General features: G+C 51.5%; 18 protein-coding genes. 3 read left to right on the top strand and 15 right to left on the bottom strand.

Translation table 11 applies throughout. The features are described from left to right. Positions 1-19: 19 nt before the first annotated feature. Together ACR9Y8_RS27465 and ACR9Y8_RS27460 are read left to right on the top strand one after the other, a co-directional pair. Entirely contained in the window at positions 20-1000 is a 981-nt protein-coding gene (locus tag ACR9Y8_RS27465) for a GlxA family transcriptional regulator (RefSeq protein ID WP_481216497.1), read from the top strand. Between the two features lie 65 nt (positions 1001-1065). Then, positions 1066-1734 carry a flavin reductase family protein gene (locus ACR9Y8_RS27460; RefSeq protein WP_481216496.1) on the top strand — a complete coding sequence of 223 codons (669 nt, stop codon included), beginning with the start codon at positions 1066-1068 and terminating at the stop codon, positions 1732-1734. Between the two features lie 13 nt (positions 1735-1747). Here the strand turns inward: ACR9Y8_RS27460 and ACR9Y8_RS27455 are convergent, their stop codons facing one another. After that, positions 1748-3739: a M1 family aminopeptidase gene (locus ACR9Y8_RS27455; RefSeq protein ID WP_481216495.1), complete on the bottom strand. Its 1992-nt coding sequence runs from the start codon at positions 3737-3739 to the stop codon at positions 1748-1750. A 51-nt stretch (positions 3740-3790) separates the two neighbouring features. Then, the gene (locus tag ACR9Y8_RS27450; protein ID WP_481216494.1) at positions 3791-4588 is read right to left on the bottom strand and encodes a helix-turn-helix domain-containing protein; all 798 of its coding nucleotides are present in this window, start codon (positions 4586-4588) and stop codon (positions 3791-3793) included. A gap of 116 nt (positions 4589-4704) precedes the next feature. Between ACR9Y8_RS27450 and ACR9Y8_RS27445 the strand changes: the two genes are divergently transcribed. Next, a complete protein-coding gene (locus ACR9Y8_RS27445; protein WP_481216493.1) occupies positions 4705-5706 on the top strand; it encodes a GlxA family transcriptional regulator in 1002 nt (333 codons plus the stop codon). A gap of 213 nt (positions 5707-5919) precedes the next feature. On the opposite strand, the gene ACR9Y8_RS27440 is transcribed toward ACR9Y8_RS27445, so the two are convergent. From ACR9Y8_RS27440 to ACR9Y8_RS27380, 13 genes are all read right to left on the bottom strand, one after another. Further along, positions 5920-6627, bottom strand: coding sequence for a hypothetical protein (locus ACR9Y8_RS27440; protein WP_481216492.1), 708 nt, complete (start codon positions 6625-6627; stop codon positions 5920-5922). 201 nt (positions 6628-6828) lie between these two features. Next, positions 6829-7341, bottom strand: coding sequence for a flavodoxin domain-containing protein (locus ACR9Y8_RS27435; RefSeq protein ID WP_481216491.1), 513 nt, complete (start codon positions 7339-7341; stop codon positions 6829-6831). A 92-nt stretch (positions 7342-7433) separates the two neighbouring features. Beyond that, on the bottom strand, positions 7434-8792 hold the full coding sequence (gene hemN, locus ACR9Y8_RS27430) for an oxygen-independent coproporphyrinogen III oxidase (protein WP_481216490.1): 1359 nt from the start codon (positions 8790-8792) through the stop codon (positions 7434-7436). Positions 8793-8802: 10 nt separating this feature from the next. Next, positions 8803-9516 carry a sulfite exporter TauE/SafE family protein gene (locus ACR9Y8_RS27425; RefSeq protein WP_481216489.1) on the bottom strand — a complete coding sequence of 238 codons (714 nt, stop codon included), beginning with the start codon at positions 9514-9516 and terminating at the stop codon, positions 8803-8805. Positions 9517-9550: 34 nt separating this feature from the next. Beyond that, positions 9551-9988 carry a FixH family protein gene (locus tag ACR9Y8_RS27420; RefSeq protein ID WP_481216488.1) on the bottom strand — a complete coding sequence of 146 codons (438 nt, stop codon included), beginning with the start codon at positions 9986-9988 and terminating at the stop codon, positions 9551-9553. A 6-nt stretch (positions 9989-9994) separates the two neighbouring features. Beyond that, the gene (ccoG, locus tag ACR9Y8_RS27415) at positions 9995-11383 is read right to left on the bottom strand and encodes a cytochrome c oxidase accessory protein CcoG (RefSeq protein WP_481216487.1); all 1389 of its coding nucleotides are present in this window, start codon (positions 11381-11383) and stop codon (positions 9995-9997) included. 12 nt (positions 11384-11395) lie between these two features. Further along, complete coding sequence (locus ACR9Y8_RS27410) at positions 11396-12328, bottom strand: cbb3-type cytochrome c oxidase N-terminal domain-containing protein (protein WP_481216486.1); 933 nt, start codon at positions 12326-12328, stop codon at positions 11396-11398. A gap of 10 nt (positions 12329-12338) precedes the next feature. After that, on the bottom strand, positions 12339-12509 hold the full coding sequence (locus tag ACR9Y8_RS27405) for a CcoQ/FixQ family Cbb3-type cytochrome c oxidase assembly chaperone (protein WP_481216485.1): 171 nt from the start codon (positions 12507-12509) through the stop codon (positions 12339-12341). A 14-nt stretch (positions 12510-12523) separates the two neighbouring features. Then, the gene (gene ccoN / locus ACR9Y8_RS27400) at positions 12524-14668 is read right to left on the bottom strand and encodes a cytochrome-c oxidase, cbb3-type subunit I (protein ID WP_481216484.1); all 2145 of its coding nucleotides are present in this window, start codon (positions 14666-14668) and stop codon (positions 12524-12526) included. Positions 14669-14678: 10 nt separating this feature from the next. After that, positions 14679-14861 carry a cbb3-type cytochrome oxidase assembly protein CcoS gene (ccoS, locus tag ACR9Y8_RS27395; protein ID WP_481216483.1) on the bottom strand — a complete coding sequence of 61 codons (183 nt, stop codon included), beginning with the start codon at positions 14859-14861 and terminating at the stop codon, positions 14679-14681. Positions 14862-14920: 59 nt separating this feature from the next. Next, positions 14921-17335, bottom strand: a complete 2415-nt coding sequence (locus ACR9Y8_RS27390) for a heavy metal translocating P-type ATPase (RefSeq protein WP_481216482.1) — start codon at positions 17333-17335, stop codon at positions 14921-14923. A 186-nt stretch (positions 17336-17521) separates the two neighbouring features. Beyond that, entirely contained in the window at positions 17522-18550 is a 1029-nt protein-coding gene (locus tag ACR9Y8_RS27385) for a 2-hydroxyacid dehydrogenase (protein ID WP_481216481.1), read from the bottom strand. 36 nt (positions 18551-18586) lie between these two features. After that, a complete protein-coding gene (locus ACR9Y8_RS27380) occupies positions 18587-18958 on the bottom strand; it encodes a hypothetical protein (RefSeq protein ID WP_481216480.1) in 372 nt (123 codons plus the stop codon). Between the last annotated feature and the right edge of the window lie 69 nt (positions 18959-19027).

Genomic DNA, 19027 nt, shown 5'->3' with positions numbered 1-19027 from the left:
TTGTGCCTACATTTGCCGTATGTTGAGCATCTCCATACTAGCCCTCGAAAACGCAACAGCTGCATCTGTTGCAGATGCCTGTTATGTATTTACCAAAGTAAATGAGTTCCTGGAACAATCCGGCCGCCGCCCTGCATTTCATGTGCAGCTGCTTGGACAGGCAACACCGGTACACCTCAACGGCGGATTGTTCTCCCTTCATCCCGACCTGCTGCTAAGCAAGGCGCATAAAACAGACCTGGTGATCATTCCCGCCCTCTCCGGTGATGTGATCACGGCAGCCTTTCAGCATGAAGCATACATTCCCTGGATCGTTCGCCAGTATCACACCGGCGCAGCAGTAGCCGCACTGGACACCGGCGCTTTCCTCCTGGCGCACACCGGCCTGCTGAACGGCAAACCCTGTACTACCCACTGGAGCTACGCACAGCTTTTCCGCAACAGCTTTCCTGCCGTTAAACTGCTGGATGAAAAGATCATGACCGCCCACCAGGGCCTCTACTCCAGCGCCGGTAATAACGCCTACTGGAACCTGCTGCTCTTCCTGGTAGAAAAACATACAGACCGCAACATGGCCGTGCTGGCAGCGAAATATTTCCTTACAGACCTGGCACGTAACAGCCAGCTGCCCTATCACATGTTTAACGGGCTGAAAGAGCATACAGACGAAACGGTTAAAAAAGCACAACACTATATAGAACGCCACTACCATGAAAAAGTAACGGTAGACCAGCTGGCCGACAAATTCCGCCTCAGCAGGCGCACACTGGAAAGAAGATTCCGTAAAGCAATCTATCATACCGTCGTGGAGTATATACAGCGCGTGAAGATAGAGGCGGCCAAAAAGCAGCTGGAGAACGGCCGCAAAAGCATTGCGGAGATCATGCATGATGTAGGTTATACCGACATACAGGCTTTCCGCGATGTGTTCAGGAAAATGACAGCTATGACGCCCCTGGCCTACCGCGATCATTACATGAAAGGTGATGGCATACTATAGCAAGAAACAGGTTTTCCAGCCGCTATGCTGTCAATAGCTTTGTAGCAGTATTAAAACACTGTCTTATGCTACACAGAAGTGAACCTGCCATCCTGTACTTTGGTACACCTGTAGTGCTGATCAGCACCCTGAATGAAGATCATTCTTTTAACCTCGCCCCCATGTCTTCCATCTTCTGGCTGGGATGGAGGTGCATGCTTGGTTTGGCCGCTCCCTCCAAAACCACGCAGAACATTATACGAAACGGTGAATGTGTGCTCAACCTGCCTTCCGTACAGCTGGCAGGCGCCGTGAACCGGCTGGCACGTACTACCGGCAGTGATCCTGTTCCTGAAGGAAAACAGCAAAAAGGCTATCGTCACGAAAAGGAAAAATTCAGGCTGGCTGGTTTGACGCCGCTCCCGTCTGAAACCATTGCCGCGCCCCGCGTGCTGGAATGCCCGGTTCAGATGGAAGCCAAAGTAGCCGCTGTTCACGGCATTGCAGCCGATGAACCACAGCAACGCGGCAGGATCGTAACCATTGAAATGCGTATACAGCGGGTATACCTGGATGACAGCATCCTGATGGATGGCCATCCCAATAGAGTAGACCCGGATAAATGGCGGCCACTTATTATGAGCTTCCAGCAGTTTTATGGATTGGGAGAACAGGTGCATCCATCTACGCTCGCGGAGATCCCGGAAAGATTGTATTATAGCAAAGACATTGATCGCGCAAGAGCATTAATGTAAGGGGCACGCCCCCTTACAAGCCTCTCACCATGTCCTTCATCCCATCCTTTCCCTCATTCAATACATCCGCCTTCACCGCATTCACACAAGCCCACTGAAACAAGGCATCATCCTTCTTACGCTTTGCGATCTGCGCGATCCTGTAATACGTATACGCCAGCAGATCACCGGAACGGGTAGTACATTGCAGGGCCTTCTGAAAATACACCAGCGCAGCATCCTCTTCTCCCTTCACCGCTTTCAACCTGGCCACCGCGTATAATAAAGAAAACTCCACACCATAGGGATCTTCGGGAAAACCCTCCGCCAGGTAAGACAGCGCCAGCTTTTCCGCCTCATCCGGCTTTTGGGCAATGCGCAGCTGCAATACCCGCTGCAGCTTGCTCATGGCCCTTGCCCTGGGGGCCAGCTCCTCATCCCAGTGGATCACTTTAAAATACGGATCTATTTTAACACCGCTCACCTGAGCGCTTACGGGCAGCTTTAGCTGCTGCACGCGCTCTGTAACGTTTATGCGCTGCAGTGATTGATCTCCATTAGCGTAAGTGATCAGCACTTCCAGCGGCAAACGGTACAGGCTGTCTGTTTGTGTAAGCGTGAGCAGCAGCTCCTGCCCCTGCTGCTGCCAGGCAGTTTCCCAGGCAGGCGCGCCTGCGCGGTTGAACCATTGGTCATAGAACCACTGCAGGCTGCCGCCATCGGCGGTTTCCAGCTCCTGTAGGAACTGGTCCCAACTCAGGCCAGAATGGCTATACTTATCTCCTATTGTTTGCAAGGCGCGGTGAAAAGTGTCCTTCCCAATGGTATTGGCCAGGAGCTCCAGCACCATGAAGCCTTTGCTATCCCCGATCGTATGCCCGTTCTCCGCTGTCAGCGCGTTTAAGGGTGCATCAATACCTGCTGCTGCGTTCTTCAGGTACCCAAACCCGGATTGATCGGGTATGTAGCCCGGGTAGCCCGTCTTGCGGTAGAGGATGGCGCGGCTGCTGTCAAAGGCCTCCACCACCTGCAGAGAACCATATTGCGCCAATCCTTCCGAGAGCATTTGCGCGCCTTCATCGCCCCGGCCCAGCACTTTGTTACCCCACCACTGGTGAGACATTTCATGGCCAAATAAGGCGTAATTAAAGCGTTTCAGCGCATTGGCAGGCATCAGTATACCGCCCATCAGGCTGGCGCCGCCGATACCGGTCTTCTCCGATACTGCATCGGGGAATTCTATGATAGAAAAGTTAGGAATACTGAGAGATCCGAAGAGGGTAAGCAGGTGATCCAGCACCTGCGAAGCTTTGGCGCTGATTGCTGCCGCATCTGTTTCTTTGCTGAGCGTAAAGCAATAAAAAGGAATTCTCCCTTTCACTTCCTGCCGGTGGTAAGGCGCGATATACAAGGAAAAGATGTCCGGCATCGTATACCGGAACGTATACGTCTTACCGTTAGCACCGGTTTCCAGCTTGCTGGCGGCCATTACAGGCATATAAGGCGCTGGCGCCGTAACGCGGATACTTCCCTTTGCCCGGGTATACTTTAGCGAGCCATCCTCTGCACGCGATGCGATCTGCGGATACCATGCGGAGCCGTAACCACCGGCCATACAGAAAGTACTGTCTATGTAATACTGGAATGCACGCGCGCTGCCCCTTTCATAAGCATAGCTAAATTCCAGCCGGCTGCCAGGCTGCAAGGGCTTTACAAACTTTATATGGTAAAGGATATCGCCTACCCCGTTAACAGTGGTATCCCTGCGCGCAATGCGCACACCGGGCGTACGTACCTGTATAGATGGCGGGGCTGTACATTTGCTGAGCATCACTACCACAGAATCTGTAACAGCTGCCGTAACAAGAAAAGATAACGTTCCCTGCACGCTGAATTTCTGCGCAGGAAGATCGGCATTTACCTGCAGGTCATAATTCAACTGATCTTGTGCGCGTAAACATAAAGGGCATAGTAAAATGATACACCAGGTGAAAACAATGGCGGTGGCCGGGCGGACAGGCTTCATACTTTTTTGATACAAAGGAACAGCGGCGCAGGCGATAAAAATTGTACGCCATTAACTTTTCAGGGAGCTTCTGAACTTGTGCGGGGATACCTGGTAACAGGCCCTGAAACACCGGATAAAATGAGCGGCATCTGTAAAGCCGGTACTATAGGCAATGGAAGAGATGGATTCATCACTGCGGAACAACAGTTCCAGCGCTCTTTTCAGGCGCATCTTCAGATGATATTCCCCCGGAGTAAGCCCCAGCCTTTCCTTAAAGGCGCGGGCCAGGTAAACAGGATGTACGTGCACCCTGGCCGCCAGTTCCGCAATGGGGTGAAGCGCTTCCAGCTCCGTTTCCAGGATGACCTTTACCTTGGGCAGCCATAACAGGCGCTGCGGCAACTGGCGATCTGTTTGCGCGCCCAGCCAGGTAAAAAGATACTCTTCCGATAATGCGCCGCCCAGGTCGTTCACAAAACAATACAGCAAGCGGTAGAGGTATTCAAAAGCCCCGGCAGGATAGATATTGGCTGCTGCAGGGATCACGATCTTTCCTAGTTGTCCGTACAGCGCCTCGGGCTTGAATTCTATATTCAGACAACTGCCCCCGCTGCCGGGAAAATGGTTGGCGTGGCGATAACCCGCCGGGCGGAAGATCACCTCTCCCGGGGCCATATCCTGTTCACGGCGGCCGGTCATTTCCCGGTACTGCCCGTTGATCAGCAGGCTGAGGTAAGCGTTCTCATGATAATGCTCACGGATCTCCGTAAAAGGATCATAACGGGTAATGTTCAGTTTGAACCCCGCATTTTCGTCCTGTTTACGTTCCACCCCAAAGTAATTACCTGATGACAGAATAATGGCCATATTTTGCAAATTACGCATTCATAGGCATATATATCGTAAAAAACAGACATGCAGAGGGGGTAAATGCGACTCCTATAAGGGTTGCTTGTGACAGCGGACACCCCTACCTTTACTATATGATACACATCTCCATCATCGTTCCCAAAGGGGCCATACTGGGTAGCATAGAAGGGCCCCGGCAGGTGTTCACAGAGGTGAACCAAATGCTTACACGCATCGGCCGCGAGCCCCTGTTCGATGTACAGCTCACCGCCCTCACCAAAGCGGTACCGGTATACGAAGGCATGTATACCATCAATGCAGACACGCTGACCAGCGAAACGCCCAAAACAGACCTGGTGGTGATCCCCGCCATGCAGGGGGATATGGAAAAGAACATCCGCGACAACGAAGACTTTATTCCCTGGATCGTGCAGCAGTACAAGAACGGCGCGGAAGTGGCCAGCCTTTGCGTAGGCGCCTTCCTCCTGGCCGCTACCGGGCTGATAAAAGGCAGAAAATGCGCTACCCACTGGATGGCGGCCAATGATTTCAGGCGCATGTACCCCGATGTGAACCTGGTAGAAGATAAGATCATTACAGACGAATATGGCATCTACTCCAGCGGCGGCGCCTTTTCCTACCTGAACCTGATCCTGTATCTGATTGAGAAGTTTGCGGGAAGGGAAGTAGCAGTCTTTTGCTCAAAGGCTTTCCAGATAGATATTCAGCGCGACAGCCAGTCGCCCTTTATCATGTTTGCCGGACAGAAAGATCACGAAGATGAAGTGGTGAAAAAAGCGCAGGAGTTTATAGAAGCGAATTTCGAAGAGCGCATCACGGTAGATCAGCTGGCCAGTATGCTGGCCGTAAGCCGCAGGAACCTGGAGCGCCGCTTTAAGAAAGCCACCTCCAATACCCTGGTGGAATATATACAGCGGGTAAAGATAGAAGCAGCTAAATCACGCCTGGAATCTTCCCGCGAAAACGTGAACGAAGTAATGTACAAAGTAGGCTATACAGACCCGAAGGCATTCCGCATCACTTTCAAACGGATCACCAGCCTCTCGCCGGTGCAATATCGTAACCGGTATAACCGCGAGCTTAGCAGCAATCAAATGAGACGCGAAGCCATCTAGGCCCCTCAACCTATACAGCCGTAGTTGATCTGTTCTGTTTCTGATAAGGGAACATAAGATTCGCCGGATAATAATATTAATGCTTCAATCTCCAGCAGATCAGCGATAAGGCGCGGTTCCATGTAATAGCAGTTTTTGGTGTTTCGGTGAAAATCCCCCGGCAAAAGCCAGGGGATGTGTTGTTGGTTTATAGCAAGCATTAGAACAAAAAAATCAATTCCAGATGCGCTGGTCTTTGAACCGCGCTGCATCCTGCTTCCATTGTTTCAGGATGTCGATCGTATCCTTCTGCAGGTCCCTGAGCATGATGAGCGTGTACAGGATGTCACGCAGGTTAGCCTGCTCTTCCATAGTCAGCACCAGCTGCTGATAATCGGGCCGCTGCTGATGACAGCCTTCCAGGAAAGTATAGATGATATCGGTGCTGCGCAGGAATTCCTGCACAACCAGCTTAAGCTGCAGGATATTATCCACACTGATCGGCTCATAGGTCTCTGGCTGATCATCTTCCGGCTCAGTTGCCAGTTGCGCAGCAATATGCTGCTGCACGTCGTGCTGGTACACCGCCAGGATCCGGTGATAAGTTTCCATCGTTTCCAGGAGCTGCTTGTAAACAGCGGGCTTCTTTTTAATGGAGTGGAAACGTTCTTCAAAACGGTAGCCGGCAGTTTGCAATTTGAACAGCAGCTCTCCTGCCACAGGAATATCATTTTGCTGCAGCTTCATTAATAACACGCGCGCATGTACGCCGCTGTTGTCATACTGGCAGGTATAGCGGTCCAGCAGCTCACGGGTATCATCATCAGTAACATAACTCTTATAGATAAAGCCGCCGTGTTGTTCCAGCGCCTTGAAGGGAAAGAAGTCGAAACCTTCGCAGAATCTTTTCTGTAATTCAGGATATGAGAAGGAAGGGTACATAGTATGCGTGTTTTGTGATACAAATATCCGCCAGAAGTGAGGGGTGAAACAATGATGTGCATCAAGGGATGTTGTGATACAAGTCAGGGGGTTGGCTAATCTTGCTCATAAGTGGGACAAAAAAAAACATCCGGCACGCCCCGTGGATTTTTGGAGACCACTGATCGGGGCGCCGGATGAAAGGCTCTGTGTTGTCAGTCCTTAAGCTACTTTCTGATAAGCCGCTACCTCTACGAGGCGGGCAATATTCAGCCGGTTTACTTTATTGTAATCCGCCAGCTGCACTTTATCTTTCTCACTGCCTTTTGACAACCATGCGCCAATCTTCAACAGCAGTTTGTCTTTCAGTGATAATTTATTGAACTCCAGCTTACCGGGGAAAAAGAAACATTCTACCCTGCTCCTGAGCTCCTCCGGTACGTTATTTCTTACATATTCCTGTAACCTGTTCACGTCGTCCAGCGGTGTGCCGGATACAACGAAAAGGTATAATTTCTTGGTTGATAAAAAGGTAAGGTTGTCTTTGATCCATTTCTTCATCTGTAGTTTACCCATGTAAACACTGGCTCCCATGATCACATAATCAGCATCTGCCAGTTGTTCTACGGTTTCAGACCCGGCCTGCGCAATAGGCAGCTCGAGCGCTGTTCCCAGCCATATTGCGTATTGGCGGGTGGCGCCGTATTTTCCTTTGTAGATGATCATGCCTTTCATAGAGATACATTTTATACCTCAAAATTACCGGTCCGGCAGTGCCTGGTAAATGACCCCGCTCAAATTGCGACATGATTCTCGTCAGTTCTACCTTAAATAGCCTGGCTGAATAAGCGGGATTGAGGCGCCTTTCGCCACAGGCGCGCATCAAAAGCCATGCAGATATTACGGATAAAGGGCTGGCCCTCCTCCGTTACCTGGATCTTGCCGGGCAACAAGGCCACCAGGCCATCCTTTTCCAATTCCCGCAAGCGGCCCATGCCCTCCATCACAGCGCTGCAATGGGCATCTGCGCGGTTCAGGGAGGTTTCCAAACGGCACATCAGGGACTGGATATGGTTGCGCAGGCGCATATCCTCCGCCGTCAGCACATGCCCTTTTACTACCGGCAGCAGGCCCTTGTTCAGGCGCTCCTGCCAGCTGGGAATGTGCTTCTCGTTCTGCGCATAGGCATTCCAGCTGTCACTGATGGCGCTGGCGCCCAGGCCTACCAGCAGGGAAGTACGGGCCACTGTATAGCCCATAAAATTGCGGTGCAGCTTTCCTTCCCGGCTGGCCTTATGCAACTCACAGCCCTCCAGGGCAAAGTGATCCATGCCGATCTCTGTATAGCCCTCACCAATGAAAAGGGTTTTTCCCAGCTCGTACAGGGCGCGTTTTTCTTCATCTTTAGGAAGGTCGGCCTCCGAAAACCGCCGCTGTCCCACCCCTTTCACCCAGGGCACATGGGCATAGCTGTAAAAGGAGATGGTGCCGGGCCGCAATGGCATTAGCTGCCGGATCGTGTTCTGGATACCGGCCGCCGTTTGCAGGGGTAAACCATAGATCAGGTCAACATTAACGGAGTCATAACCCGTACGGCGGGCGGCCTCCACTACTTCCGCCACATGCTCATAAGGCTGAATACGGTTGATGATCTGCTGCACCCGCTCGTCAAGATCCTGCACCCCCAGGCTGATACGCCGGAAACCCATCGCATACAGTGTTTCCAGGTGCCGGAGAGTGGTATTGCCGGGATGCGCTTCGAAACTGAGCGATGCGCCTGGCAGCAGATCTGCACTTTCGTAGATGCCGCTCAGCAGCTGCTGCAGGTTCTCCGGACTGAAAAATGCCGGTGTACCGCCCCCGAGGTGGATCTCCCGGATGCGTGGCCGTTCAGTGAACAACCGGAGATATAGCCGCCACTCCTTCAGCAGCGATTGTATATAAGGCTCTTCCACAGCATGATTCACCGTAATGTATTTATTGCAGCCGCAATAAGTACAAAGGCTTTCACAGAAAGGCAGGTGAATATAGAGGCTGATGCCATCAAGTGCATTGGCAAAAGTAAAAGCAGCCGGCACCAGGCGCTCCCATCGCTGTGGGTCAAAACCGCTTTCCTCCCAGTAAGGTACGGTTGGATAGCTGGTGTAGCGTGGCGCAGGCACATTGTATTTACGGATCAATTGCATGGTAAATAATTTAATAGTGACAACGTTCCATCACCCGGGGGCTATAAGGGCTCATGGCGGGGCTTACATAAGGAATGCCCAGGCTCATGCCGCGGATGATCAACAGTAAGCCCATGAGGGCGATCACCAGGGGGATCAGCCGTTTCACCCGGTTCCTGGCCTGCAGGGTGATCAGCTGGCGGCTGGCTGTAACAGCCGCCATGGCAGGTACCGTACCGGCCCCGAAGACTGCCATAAACAAGGCTCCCTGGTAGATGTGCAGCGTGGCCACCGCCCCCGCTATGCCCAGGTATACCAGGCCACAGGGTAATAAGCCGTTTAAAAAACCGATCGCATACAGGGTAGAGAAACGTTGCCGCTGCAGGAGCATGCCCAGCCATCTCCTGGTACCCGCAGTCAGTTTCCCGAAATGGGCCTCCATTCCAGGACGCCTGCCCGGCAGATACCTCAGCACCGCCATTAGCAACAGCAAGGCGCCCAGTACAATCGACAGCCATTGTTGCAGCCCACCCAGGTAAAATTGCCGCCCCAGCCATCCGAATAACAGGCCCAGCAAAGCGTAGGTAGTAATGCGCCCGGCATTATACAGGAGTATACCACCCAGGCGACTGGCGCCCTGCAGATGTTGCACCGGTAATGCCAGGGCGATCGGCCCGCACATGCCTATACAGTGAAAGCTGCCCAGGAAACCCAGCGAAAAGGCGGATAATATCAGCGGCCACACGATCAATTAACAATTAAAAGTGAATAATTAATAATTACTGGATGTACAGGTATGCTTCCTGGAAATAAGGCTTGCCATCCATCTCCCACTGCAGCTTTACCTGGTAGCGCCCTGTTTTAAAGCGATGGCTGTCTACCAGCAGCTTGCCCTCCTCATTCAATCGCAATGGAACGCTCATATCCTTTCCCGCGTCCGCAGGGCGGTAAAAAAGCACTTTGCCCTCCAGGGAATGGCCCTTCAATTCCGCCGGAAAAGATAGCTCTACCAGGGGCCCTGCCTGCCTTACCGCCACAGGAGCCGATAAGCGGGCGCTATTCTCCCGTCCGTTAATCACCTGCTGGTATTTTAATTCCGCGCCGTAATAATCTGGCGTAACCATATCGATCCGGGTACGCATGCTCTTAATGACCAGCGTCAGCATCCCGGCCGCAAAGAGCGTAAATACGATAATGACACTATAACCCCAGTTCATATAAAATCAGTTTGAAAGTGTGATAGGCCCGAGAAAAGTGGTCTTTAGCTCTCCTACCTTCTCATAACCCGTATAAAGGATAACATGTATGGCGCTCTTGCGCTTTGCAATGGCTGCCCGTGGTAATACTATAAAAAAAGTGCCTTCGCCCTGCCCGCCAGCCTTCAATACTATCGGGCTTTTGCCTATAACCTGTACCCGCCCCTTTGTTTCTTCCAGCAGCAGTTGTAGTTGTAAATTGTCTGCCGTTTTATTGACCAGCTTAATGCGGTACAGGTTGGAGATGCTGTCTGTTCCTCTTTCCTGGTACAGCATGCCAGCCGTGCGGATAATAGTGCCGCTCACCGGGTGCCTGCTAAGCAGCAGAAAGGTAATGCCGCCCAGGATCATCAGCAGGGCCATGGTATAAGCTTTCAGGCGCGGCGTAAAACGCAGCGGTTGCCTGGCGGCAATACCATTCTCCGACGCATAGCGGATCAGCCCTTCCGGTTTGCCTGTTTTAAGCATCATAAAATTGCAGGCGTCAATACAGGCGGTACAGTTCACGCATTCCAGCTGCGTGCCGTTACGGATGTCTATCCCGGTAGGACATACCTTTACGCACTGCATACAATCAATGCAATCGCCCTTAGCTGCTGTTCCTGTCTTATTGAATTTTCCGCGTGGCTCTCCCCTTTCATAGTCATAAGCTACTATTACTGAGTTCCGGTCCATCAGCACGCCCTGCAAACGGCCGTAAGGACAAACCACCATGCATACCTGCTCCCTGAAAAAGGCAAATACACCATAGAACACGGCTGAAAAGACGAGTATCGTGGTAAACCCACCTGCATGTGCCGATAATGGTTCGCTCACAATACGGCCCAGCGCCTTAATACCAATGATGTAGGCCAGGAAGGTATTGGCGATGAGAAAAGAAAGCAGGAAAAAAAGTATATGCTTAACCGTTTTACGGAAGATCTTCTTCGCCGTCCAGGGACTGCTGTTCAGCATCCGCTGTGCAGCGGCGGTGCCTTCTACCCAGTACTCGATGCGACGGAAAAGCATCTCCATAAAAATGGTCTGCGGGCATGCCCAGCCGCAGAAAAGACGGCCAAAAGCCATTGTAAAAAGCGCTATAAAAACGATGAAGGCCAGCATGCAGAGGCCGAAAAGGAAGAAGTCCTGCGGCCAGAAAATGGCGCCAAACAATATAAATTTTCCCTCTACCACATTCAACATAAACAAGGGCCTGCCATTCACATGCATGAACGGCAGGCTAAAAAACACCATGAAATAAAAGTTGCTCAGGATGGTCCGGTACCTGTACAATTTCCCTTTCGGCTGTTGTGCGTAGATCCACTGACGTTTCCCTTGCTTATCAACTGTGGCTAAACTATCCCTGAACGTTTCCATGTGCAGACAAGATTATTTTTCCAGTTCGCCCTGCGCTTCCTTGGCTCCCGGAGGATTGGTGCCATGCAGGGTTTTAATGAAGCTGGCCAATTGAGCAATCTGTTTTGGAGAGAAATCGTCTTTCCACGATTTCATGCCTTTTTCAGGCACTCCGTATTTGATGGTGCTGAACACCTGGTTAACCTGGCCGCCATGCAACCAGTAATCATCGGTAAGGTTAGGCCCTACCATTCCCTGTCCGGCAGCGCCATGGCAGGCGGTACAGTTGGCAGTAAAAAGCTTTTGACCACCGGCAATATCATCTGCTGCGGTCAGCAGCTTCACTGTTTTCTCGTCAATATTATTGGCGGCATGTGCCAGGTAAGCCTGCTGCGCTTCCGCTGCTTTGGCTTCTGCAATGGCCAGCTCTTCCAGCTGTAAAGGCGCGCTACGGGAGACATGATAGACCCACACATACACCACGCCGAACAGGATGCTGCAATAGAAGCTGTAGCGCCACCAGGGCGGTGTAGGATTATTCAGCTCACGGATGCCGTCAAAGTCGTGCCCCAGGTCTTGCTCCTGTTCAGAAGCCGCATCAACGCTGCGGGTCCTGTTCAGTCTTTCCCACCAGCTCACAACCGGTTGTCCGGGTACGGGCACTGCTTTGGGAGCATGTTTACGCTGGATACCTACCAGGTAGCGCAGCATCCATAAAAGCGCAAAGATCACCAGCAGCTCCAGGGCAATAACAGATACCAGCAGGTAATAGGATACAGGTGGTAAGCCGCCTGCCAGCAGCAGGATCGCTTTATCTGCCCCGTTCTTTCTTATACGTTCACGGTAAATATCCATGGCGCCGCTGACTGCATTGGCCAGTACCGCAATTGCGATCAGTAATGCTATAATGATCACCAGTAATAACTGGGCTAAAGGATTGTCGAGTGTAGAGGATGATACTTGCATGCTAATAGGTTTATAGGTCCTCATTTTCCAAAGGGATGCGGCTCTTGCGCACCATGGTTTCCTTTTCTGCTCTCAGCGCCCACCAGGCGGCAGCGGCGAAAAAGGCGGTGAACAATACCAGCGGCACCAGCGGGTAAATGGCTACGCCATCTATGCTTTGCAGATAATTAATGAATTTCATACGCTTTGTTTTTTTTAGTGTTGTCTTTCCTGTACGATCAATGGTTTTGCAGGCGCGCCTTTGATATCTTTTCCTACCCTTTGCAGGTAGGCGATGAGCGCCACGATCTCACGGTCAGGTAATGTTTCCAGCTTATCGCGCTTCAGCGAAGCAACGATCGCGTTTGCCTGCTGCTCCATATCTTTATTGGCCTGCAGCTCATAACTAGGCGGATAGGGAACGCCTACTTTACGCATGGCATTGATCATTGCCGGCGTCTTTCCTTTATCGATACGATCCTCCAGCAGCCAGGGATAGGAGGGCATGATAGAGCCAGGCGACATGGAAGCGGGATCCAGCATGTGATTATAGTGCCAGCTGTCGGGGTACTTGCCGCCTATACGGGCCAGATCGGGGCCGGTACGTTTGGAGCCCCACTGGAACGGGTGATCATACACAAACTCTCCTGCTTTGGAATATTCGCCGTAACGGGCCACTTCATCGCGGAAAGGTCTTACCATCTGCGAATGACAGGTGTAACAGCCCTCGCGGATATAGATATCTCGGCCATGCAGTTCGAGCGGCGTATAAGGTTTTACACTGCTGATAGTAGGAATATTGCTGCGCACCAGGAAGGTGGGGATCATTTCAAAGATACCGCCTATGCCTACTGCTATCAGGCTGAGCACCACCATTTGTACCGGCCTTCTTTCAATCCAGTTATGCCAGTGGCCTTTATTGGATACGGGTATCACCTTAGGCAGTGGCGCGGCCTCCGCCGCTTCATTGGCTACAAAGCTGCCGCTGCGTACCGTCTTCACCAGGTTCACGATCATCAGGATCATGCCGCATACATATAAGGCGCCGCCCAGTCCACGCAGGGCATACATCGGCACAATAGTGGTCACGGTTTCAAGGAACTGGTATTTCAGCTGCCCTTCTTCCGTAAATTCCTTCCACATCATGCTTTGGGTAAAGGCCGCCCAGTACATCGGCACCACGTAAAAAATGATGCCCATAGTGCCCAGCCAGAAATGCGCATTGGCCCATTTGCGTGAAAACAGCTGCGTGGCGAACAGGCGCGGGATCAGCCAGTACAGGATACCAAAGGTGAGGAAGCCATTCCATCCCAGGGCGCCCACATGCACGTGCGCAATGGTCCAGTCTGTGAAGTGGCTAACAGCGTTTACATTCTTCAGCGAAAGCATCGGTCCTTCAAAAGTGGCCATCCCGTAACAGGTAAGCGCTACCACAAAGAATTTAAGAATGGCGTCTTCCCTGACCTTGTCCCATGCGCCACGCAACGTTAAGAGGCCGTTCAGCATACCGCCCCAGGAGGGAGCGATCAGCATGATGGAGAACACGGTGCCCAGCGACTGCGCCCATTCAGGCAATGAAGTATATAACAGGTGGTGCGGCCCTGCCCAGATATAAATAAAGATCAAAGCCCAGAAGTGGATGATAGACCAGCGGTAGGAATATACAGGGCGATTGGCTGCCTTGGGAACGAAGTAGTACATCAGTCCCAGGTAAGGCGTGGTCAGGAAGAATGCCACCGCATTATGACCATACCACCATTGCACCAACGCATCCTGTACACCGGCATACCAGCTGTAGCTTTTAAACAGCGATACCGGCATTTCAAATGAGTTGACAATATGCAGCATGGCTACCGCTACCCAGGTGCCGATATAGAACCAGATGGCTACATACAGGTGCGCCTCGCGCCGCCGCAGGATGGTGCCCAGCATATTGGCGCCGAATATTACCCATACTACGGTGATGGCTATATCAAAAGGCCATTCCAGTTCGGCATATTCTTTACCGGTGGTATACCCGAGGAACAGGGTAAGGGCGCCGCCTGCAATAATGGCCTGCCAGCCCCAGAAATGCAGTTTGCTCAGCACATCGCTGAACATACGCGCCTTGCAAAGGCGTTGCAGGGAATAATAGACGCCCATAAAGATGCCATTCCCTACAAATGCAAATATTACAGCATTGGTATGTACAGGCCTTAAGCGCCCAAAAGTAGTGGCTGCATAGCCAAGGTTCATTTGCGGGATGGCAAGCGACAAGGCTGCCCATAAGCCTGCCAGCATGCCTATCAGGCCCCAGAACATGGTGGCATAGGCAAACCATTTTACAGTGCGGTTGTCATAAGAAAACTTTTCCAGAGACATAGATGATAAATTATGATTGCTTGAGTGTGGTGTCAGGGTGATCGTTATCAGCAGGAGCATCATCAAACAGGATGCGGTGTGCTGGTGAATAGTGGTCTTCAAATTGCCCGCTTCTTACAGACCATATAAAGGCTGCCAGAAAAGTAAGTCCTACAGTAAGACTGGCCCCGAGCAACAGCATAATAACACTCATTCTTATTCGATTTACTTTACAAATGTATCTTTCTCCCTATAGGGTGAACATGATCATTCTCAACCGGGGAGCTGATCTTTGTCATCCATGATATGAGATGCCTTTCGCTGTAATCGCTTTCCTGCCGCAGCGCTCATTCCCCAGGTGATCAGTATGATGCTTACGGAGCTGCAAGGCATCAATATAGCGGCAACCAGTGGTGATAATGTTCCCTGTACGGCAAAGTATAAGCCACTGATATTATATACAAGAGAGATGATAAAGCTGGTGAGGATAATGTGCTTTCCGCTGCGGCACAACTGTATAAGATCGGGCAGCAAAGGCAGTTGCCTTGCCTCCAGGATGCCGTCGCTGGCAGGTGTAAAATTGTTGCTGTTCTCTGTAACGGAGATACCGGTATGGCTTTGTAATAATGCACCGGCATCATTCAGCCCGTCGCCGATCATCAATACCCTCCGGCCCTGCTGCTGCAGCTGCAGGATGTAATCCAGCTTGTCCTGCGGCATCTGTTCAAAACGCAGGGTGGCGCCTGGTCCCATCAGTTCACGAAAAGCAGCTGCTTCGCGGTCATTGTCTCCAGACAACAGGCTGATCCCAAAGCGATCCCGGAGCCGGTGAAACAGCTGTTGTATACCATTACGGTAGCTGTTTCGCACACTGAAACGGCCATACACCCGGCCATTCATGTTCAGGTATACTGCACTGCCTTCATTGGTATCATTACCGGCTGCCCCGGCAAAATCAGCATTGCCCAGGCGGATGACGTTATTATGTACCTGCCCGCTGATCCCCATGCCTGGCTCACTTACAAAATCCTGCACCGGCGCGGTGGCTGTTCCGCAATAAGCATATACCATTTTACTCAGCGGGTGCGAAGATTGTGCTGCCAGCGCTGCTATCGCGCTCCGCTGGGCTGCGCTGAGCGCTTTTCCATAGAAGCTTACTTCCGCGCTGTTCCGGGAACTGAGCGTGCCTGTTTTATCAAATACAATATGATCTGTTTCAGCCAAGCGCTCTATCGCCTCCGCATTGCGGAGGTACAGCCGCTGCCTGCTCAGTATGCGCAGGATAAAGCTATTAGTGAAAGAAGCCGCCAGCAGCAGTCCACAGGGGCATGCCACTATCAGTATGGCGGTAACGGCTGGCCATATACGCGCAGGATCATGTAGTGCCCACCAGGCAGCCGTTATTGCAGCAAGGCTTAATACCAGCCAGGCAAAGTAACGGCCCAGCAGGTGTATGAAAGACGGCGCTTTTGTTTTTGTTTCTTTCAGCTCACGGCGGTTCCACAGGCTGGTGAGATAGCTTTGCGCCACTTCTTTTACAGTCAGCAGGGTGATGTTGCCTGCCAGCTGATAACCACCGGCATAAATGATCTCTCCTACAGAACGGCGCACCGGGGTAGACTCTCCCGTTACAAAGCTGTAATCGATCAGGGCCTCTCCTTTTACCAGTATACCATCCGCCGGGATCAGCTCCTGGTGATGGATCAGCAGGGTCTGACCGGTTTTAATATCCGGCAATGCCACGGGTATTTCTTTTTCTTCGTCTATTACGGTAACGGCTATTGGGAAATAAGCGGTATAGTCGCGGTCAAATGACAGTCCCTGGTAAGTTTTTTCCTGTAGGATCCTGCCCGCCAGCATAAGGAATACAATACCCGTCATCGAATCAAAGTAGCCTGCGCCTGTCCCCATTAATACATCTGTAACGCTGCGCACAAAAGTGACCAGGATAGCCAGCGCGATAGGCACATCTATATTCAGGAAGCCATGTTTGATACCGCTCCAGCCGGAACGGAAGAACACCTGTGCACTGTAAAAGAATACCGGTAGCGACAAGGCCAGGTTCAGCCAGCGGAAAAGGCCCGTATCCATGCCGTCCGGCCCGGAGAAATATTCCGGGAAGCTTAACAACATGATATTGCCAAAACAAAAACCAGCCACTCCCAACTGGTAGATCAGCCGGCGGCTGATGCCTGTTTTATTGCCCTGCAGATCCTGCAGGCTGATATAAGGTTCATAGCCGATGCTGGTGAGCAGCTCGGCCACTCCGCGCAGCGACAGCTGTTCATGCAGGAACACCACCTGTGCTTCCTTACGGCCAAAGTTCACGGTGACCCGCTGTATACCAGCGTTCAGGCGGTGCAGGTTTTCCAATAGCCAGAGGCAGGAGCTGCAATGTATGTTGGGAATATAAAAGGTGATATGGGTGTGTGTACTATCGCGGAACTGTATCAGCTGCTCTGTTATCTGATCATCTTCCAGGAACGCGAATTTATCTTTACGAACGGCTATACGCTGCGGAGTGCCCGGTTGTTCGTTCAGCCGGTAATAGTCGCATAGCTGGTGCCCGTTCAGCAGTTCAAAAACCAGTTTACAGCCTTCGCAGCAAAATGTTTTTTCTTCTTGTACAATGGCGGTGTTGTTACATGCTTCGCCACAATGATAGCAGGCGGTTCCTACGGCTGTCATGGTTATCGTATATACTGCAAAAGTAGCAGCGCGACTGCCGGGCCCGAATGACATTTATCAAAGACGCAGTTGATATTTATCATCCTGAAAAATGATGGATGTCATATAAAAAAAACCGGCCGGTTTGAAAGAAACTAGCGGCCGGTCAGCAGTGTACAAATTGAAGATGTAGATAAGATAATTTGGCTAGCCCGCAGTCATGGCATAGGTATGGCCATTCACCGCTACCGCCAGCTCATTCTTGCAGGCTAATTTCTTTCTCCAGCAATGCAGGTTATAAAAAGTTGTTTCAGCAATATTTTGCAGGGCTTCGCGTGTAGCAAAAGCCTGGTGCGGCGTGATCAGCACATTGGGCATGCGCAGCAGGCGGCATAACAGTTTATCCTCCATTTTGCGGCCACGCAGGTCATTAAAGAAAACGCCCTTTTCGTGCTCATATACGTCCATTCCGAAATAGCCTATGTGGTTATTCTCCAGCGCATCTGCCACATCAGCCGTTTTAACTACGGCTCCTCTTGACACATTGATCAGCATAACGCCTTTTTTCATCCAGCTGATCACTTCCTTATTGATCATATGTTTGCTCTCCTCATTCAAGCCTGTATGTACAGTAATAATATCCGATTCATGGCAAAGCGTGGCCAGGTCAGTATACTGTACCCCAAAGCGGGTAGCAAGGTCTTTGTTCTTTTTTATATCGTATGCCAGTAAACGGCATCCAAAACCATGCAGGATCGCTGCAACGGCCTCTCCTGTTCTGCCGGTGCCGATAATACCGGCTGTTTTGCGGTGCATGTCAAAACCTACCAGGTTATGCAGGGTAAAATTATACTGCTGCACCTGTTTGGTGGCCTGCACCGTTCTCCGGTTCAGGGCCATCATCAGGCTTACCGCATGTTCCGCAATGGCGAAAGGAGAATAAGCTGGTACATTGGCTACTTTAATATTCAGTTGCGCGGCAGCGTGCAAATCCACATTATCATAGCCGGCGGCACGGACGGCCAGGTACCTTACCCCCTGCTGGGCCAGTATATTGAGCACAGGCGCCGACGCATCATCGGCGGTAAAGATGCAGACTGCCTCACAATCCTTGGCCAGCGCACCTGTATCCAGGTTCAGGGGCTCATTGATCATTACCAGGTCGTGTTCCTTAATATTGGCTTCTTCGAGGTAGGGGCGCTCAAAGTCTTTCATACTGTAGAAAAGTACTCTCATAGCGGATGTGGTTTAGGTGTTGCCGGTCCCGTAGTATTAGTACAGGTAGTGGTTCGTACGAACGGTGGCCGCATTTAGCTGGGCCAGGCTCCAGTTGATGGTACAGGCGGTCTTCAGCCACAGGTCGCCCCTTCTCGGAGTTACCTGAGCATTGAGGCCCATTGTTTCTTTAAGGTCAGACACCAGTTCAGCGGCTGTCCGTTTTTGACTGATATCCAGCCAGCCACAAGTGCCTGCATCCCTTATATCGTCTATCGGGGTATCCGGGGAAATTTTCCTCACTGCCGCGGCAGCTTGTCCGCCTTCCGGGGCCTGCGTGTAAAATTCAAGTTTCAGATAGGGGTATACCGCCTGAAATGCACGTTGTATGCTGGCGATGATGGCATTGTCACTGATATAGATCTGCATTTTTAAATAAATTATGGTTACGGATGCAAAGTAACACCAGTCCTGCTCCCCGGCCAATGAGATCGATCA

The organism is Chitinophaga sp. SVR4-12A (genome assembly GCF_056754765.1).
Note: the sequence above shows the minus strand (reverse complement) of the source record. Positions and strands in the feature narration are given on the sequence as shown.

Coding starts and splice junctions, on each gene's coding strand:
- ACR9Y8_RS27405 (WP_481216485.1), bottom strand. CDS start 12,509: ATGAAATTCATTAATTATCTGCAAAGCATAGATGGCGTAGCCATTTAC.
- ACR9Y8_RS27390 (WP_481216482.1), bottom strand. CDS start 17,335: ATGACAGCCGTAGGAACCGCCTGCTATCATTGTGGCGAAGCATGTAAC.
- ACR9Y8_RS27435 (WP_481216491.1), bottom strand. CDS start 7,341: ATGAAAGGCATGATCATCTACAAAGGAAAATACGGCGCCACCCGCCAA.
- ACR9Y8_RS27380 (WP_481216480.1), bottom strand. CDS start 18,958: ATGCAGATCTATATCAGTGACAATGCCATCATCGCCAGCATACAACGT.
- ACR9Y8_RS27445 (WP_481216493.1), top strand. CDS start 4,705: ATGATACACATCTCCATCATCGTTCCCAAAGGGGCCATACTGGGTAGC.
- ACR9Y8_RS27410 (WP_481216486.1), bottom strand. CDS start 12,328: ATGCAAGTATCATCCTCTACACTCGACAATCCTTTAGCCCAGTTATTA.
- ccoG (WP_481216487.1), bottom strand. CDS start 11,383: ATGGAAACGTTCAGGGATAGTTTAGCCACAGTTGATAAGCAAGGGAAA.
- ACR9Y8_RS27420 (WP_481216488.1), bottom strand. CDS start 9,988: ATGAACTGGGGTTATAGTGTCATTATCGTATTTACGCTCTTTGCGGCC.
- ccoN (WP_481216484.1), bottom strand. CDS start 14,668: ATGTCTCTGGAAAAGTTTTCTTATGACAACCGCACTGTAAAATGGTTT.
- ACR9Y8_RS27440 (WP_481216492.1), bottom strand. CDS start 6,627: ATGTACCCTTCCTTCTCATATCCTGAATTACAGAAAAGATTCTGCGAA.
- ACR9Y8_RS27455 (WP_481216495.1), bottom strand. CDS start 3,739: ATGAAGCCTGTCCGCCCGGCCACCGCCATTGTTTTCACCTGGTGTATC.
- ACR9Y8_RS27450 (WP_481216494.1), bottom strand. CDS start 4,588: ATGGCCATTATTCTGTCATCAGGTAATTACTTTGGGGTGGAACGTAAA.
- ACR9Y8_RS27385 (WP_481216481.1), bottom strand. CDS start 18,550: ATGAGAGTACTTTTCTACAGTATGAAAGACTTTGAGCGCCCCTACCTC.
- hemN (WP_481216490.1), bottom strand. CDS start 8,792: ATGCAATTGATCCGTAAATACAATGTGCCTGCGCCACGCTACACCAGC.
- ccoS (WP_481216483.1), bottom strand. CDS start 14,861: ATGAGTGTTATTATGCTGTTGCTCGGGGCCAGTCTTACTGTAGGACTT.
- ACR9Y8_RS27465 (WP_481216497.1), top strand. CDS start 20: ATGTTGAGCATCTCCATACTAGCCCTCGAAAACGCAACAGCTGCATCT.
- ACR9Y8_RS27460 (WP_481216496.1), top strand. CDS start 1,066: ATGCTACACAGAAGTGAACCTGCCATCCTGTACTTTGGTACACCTGTA.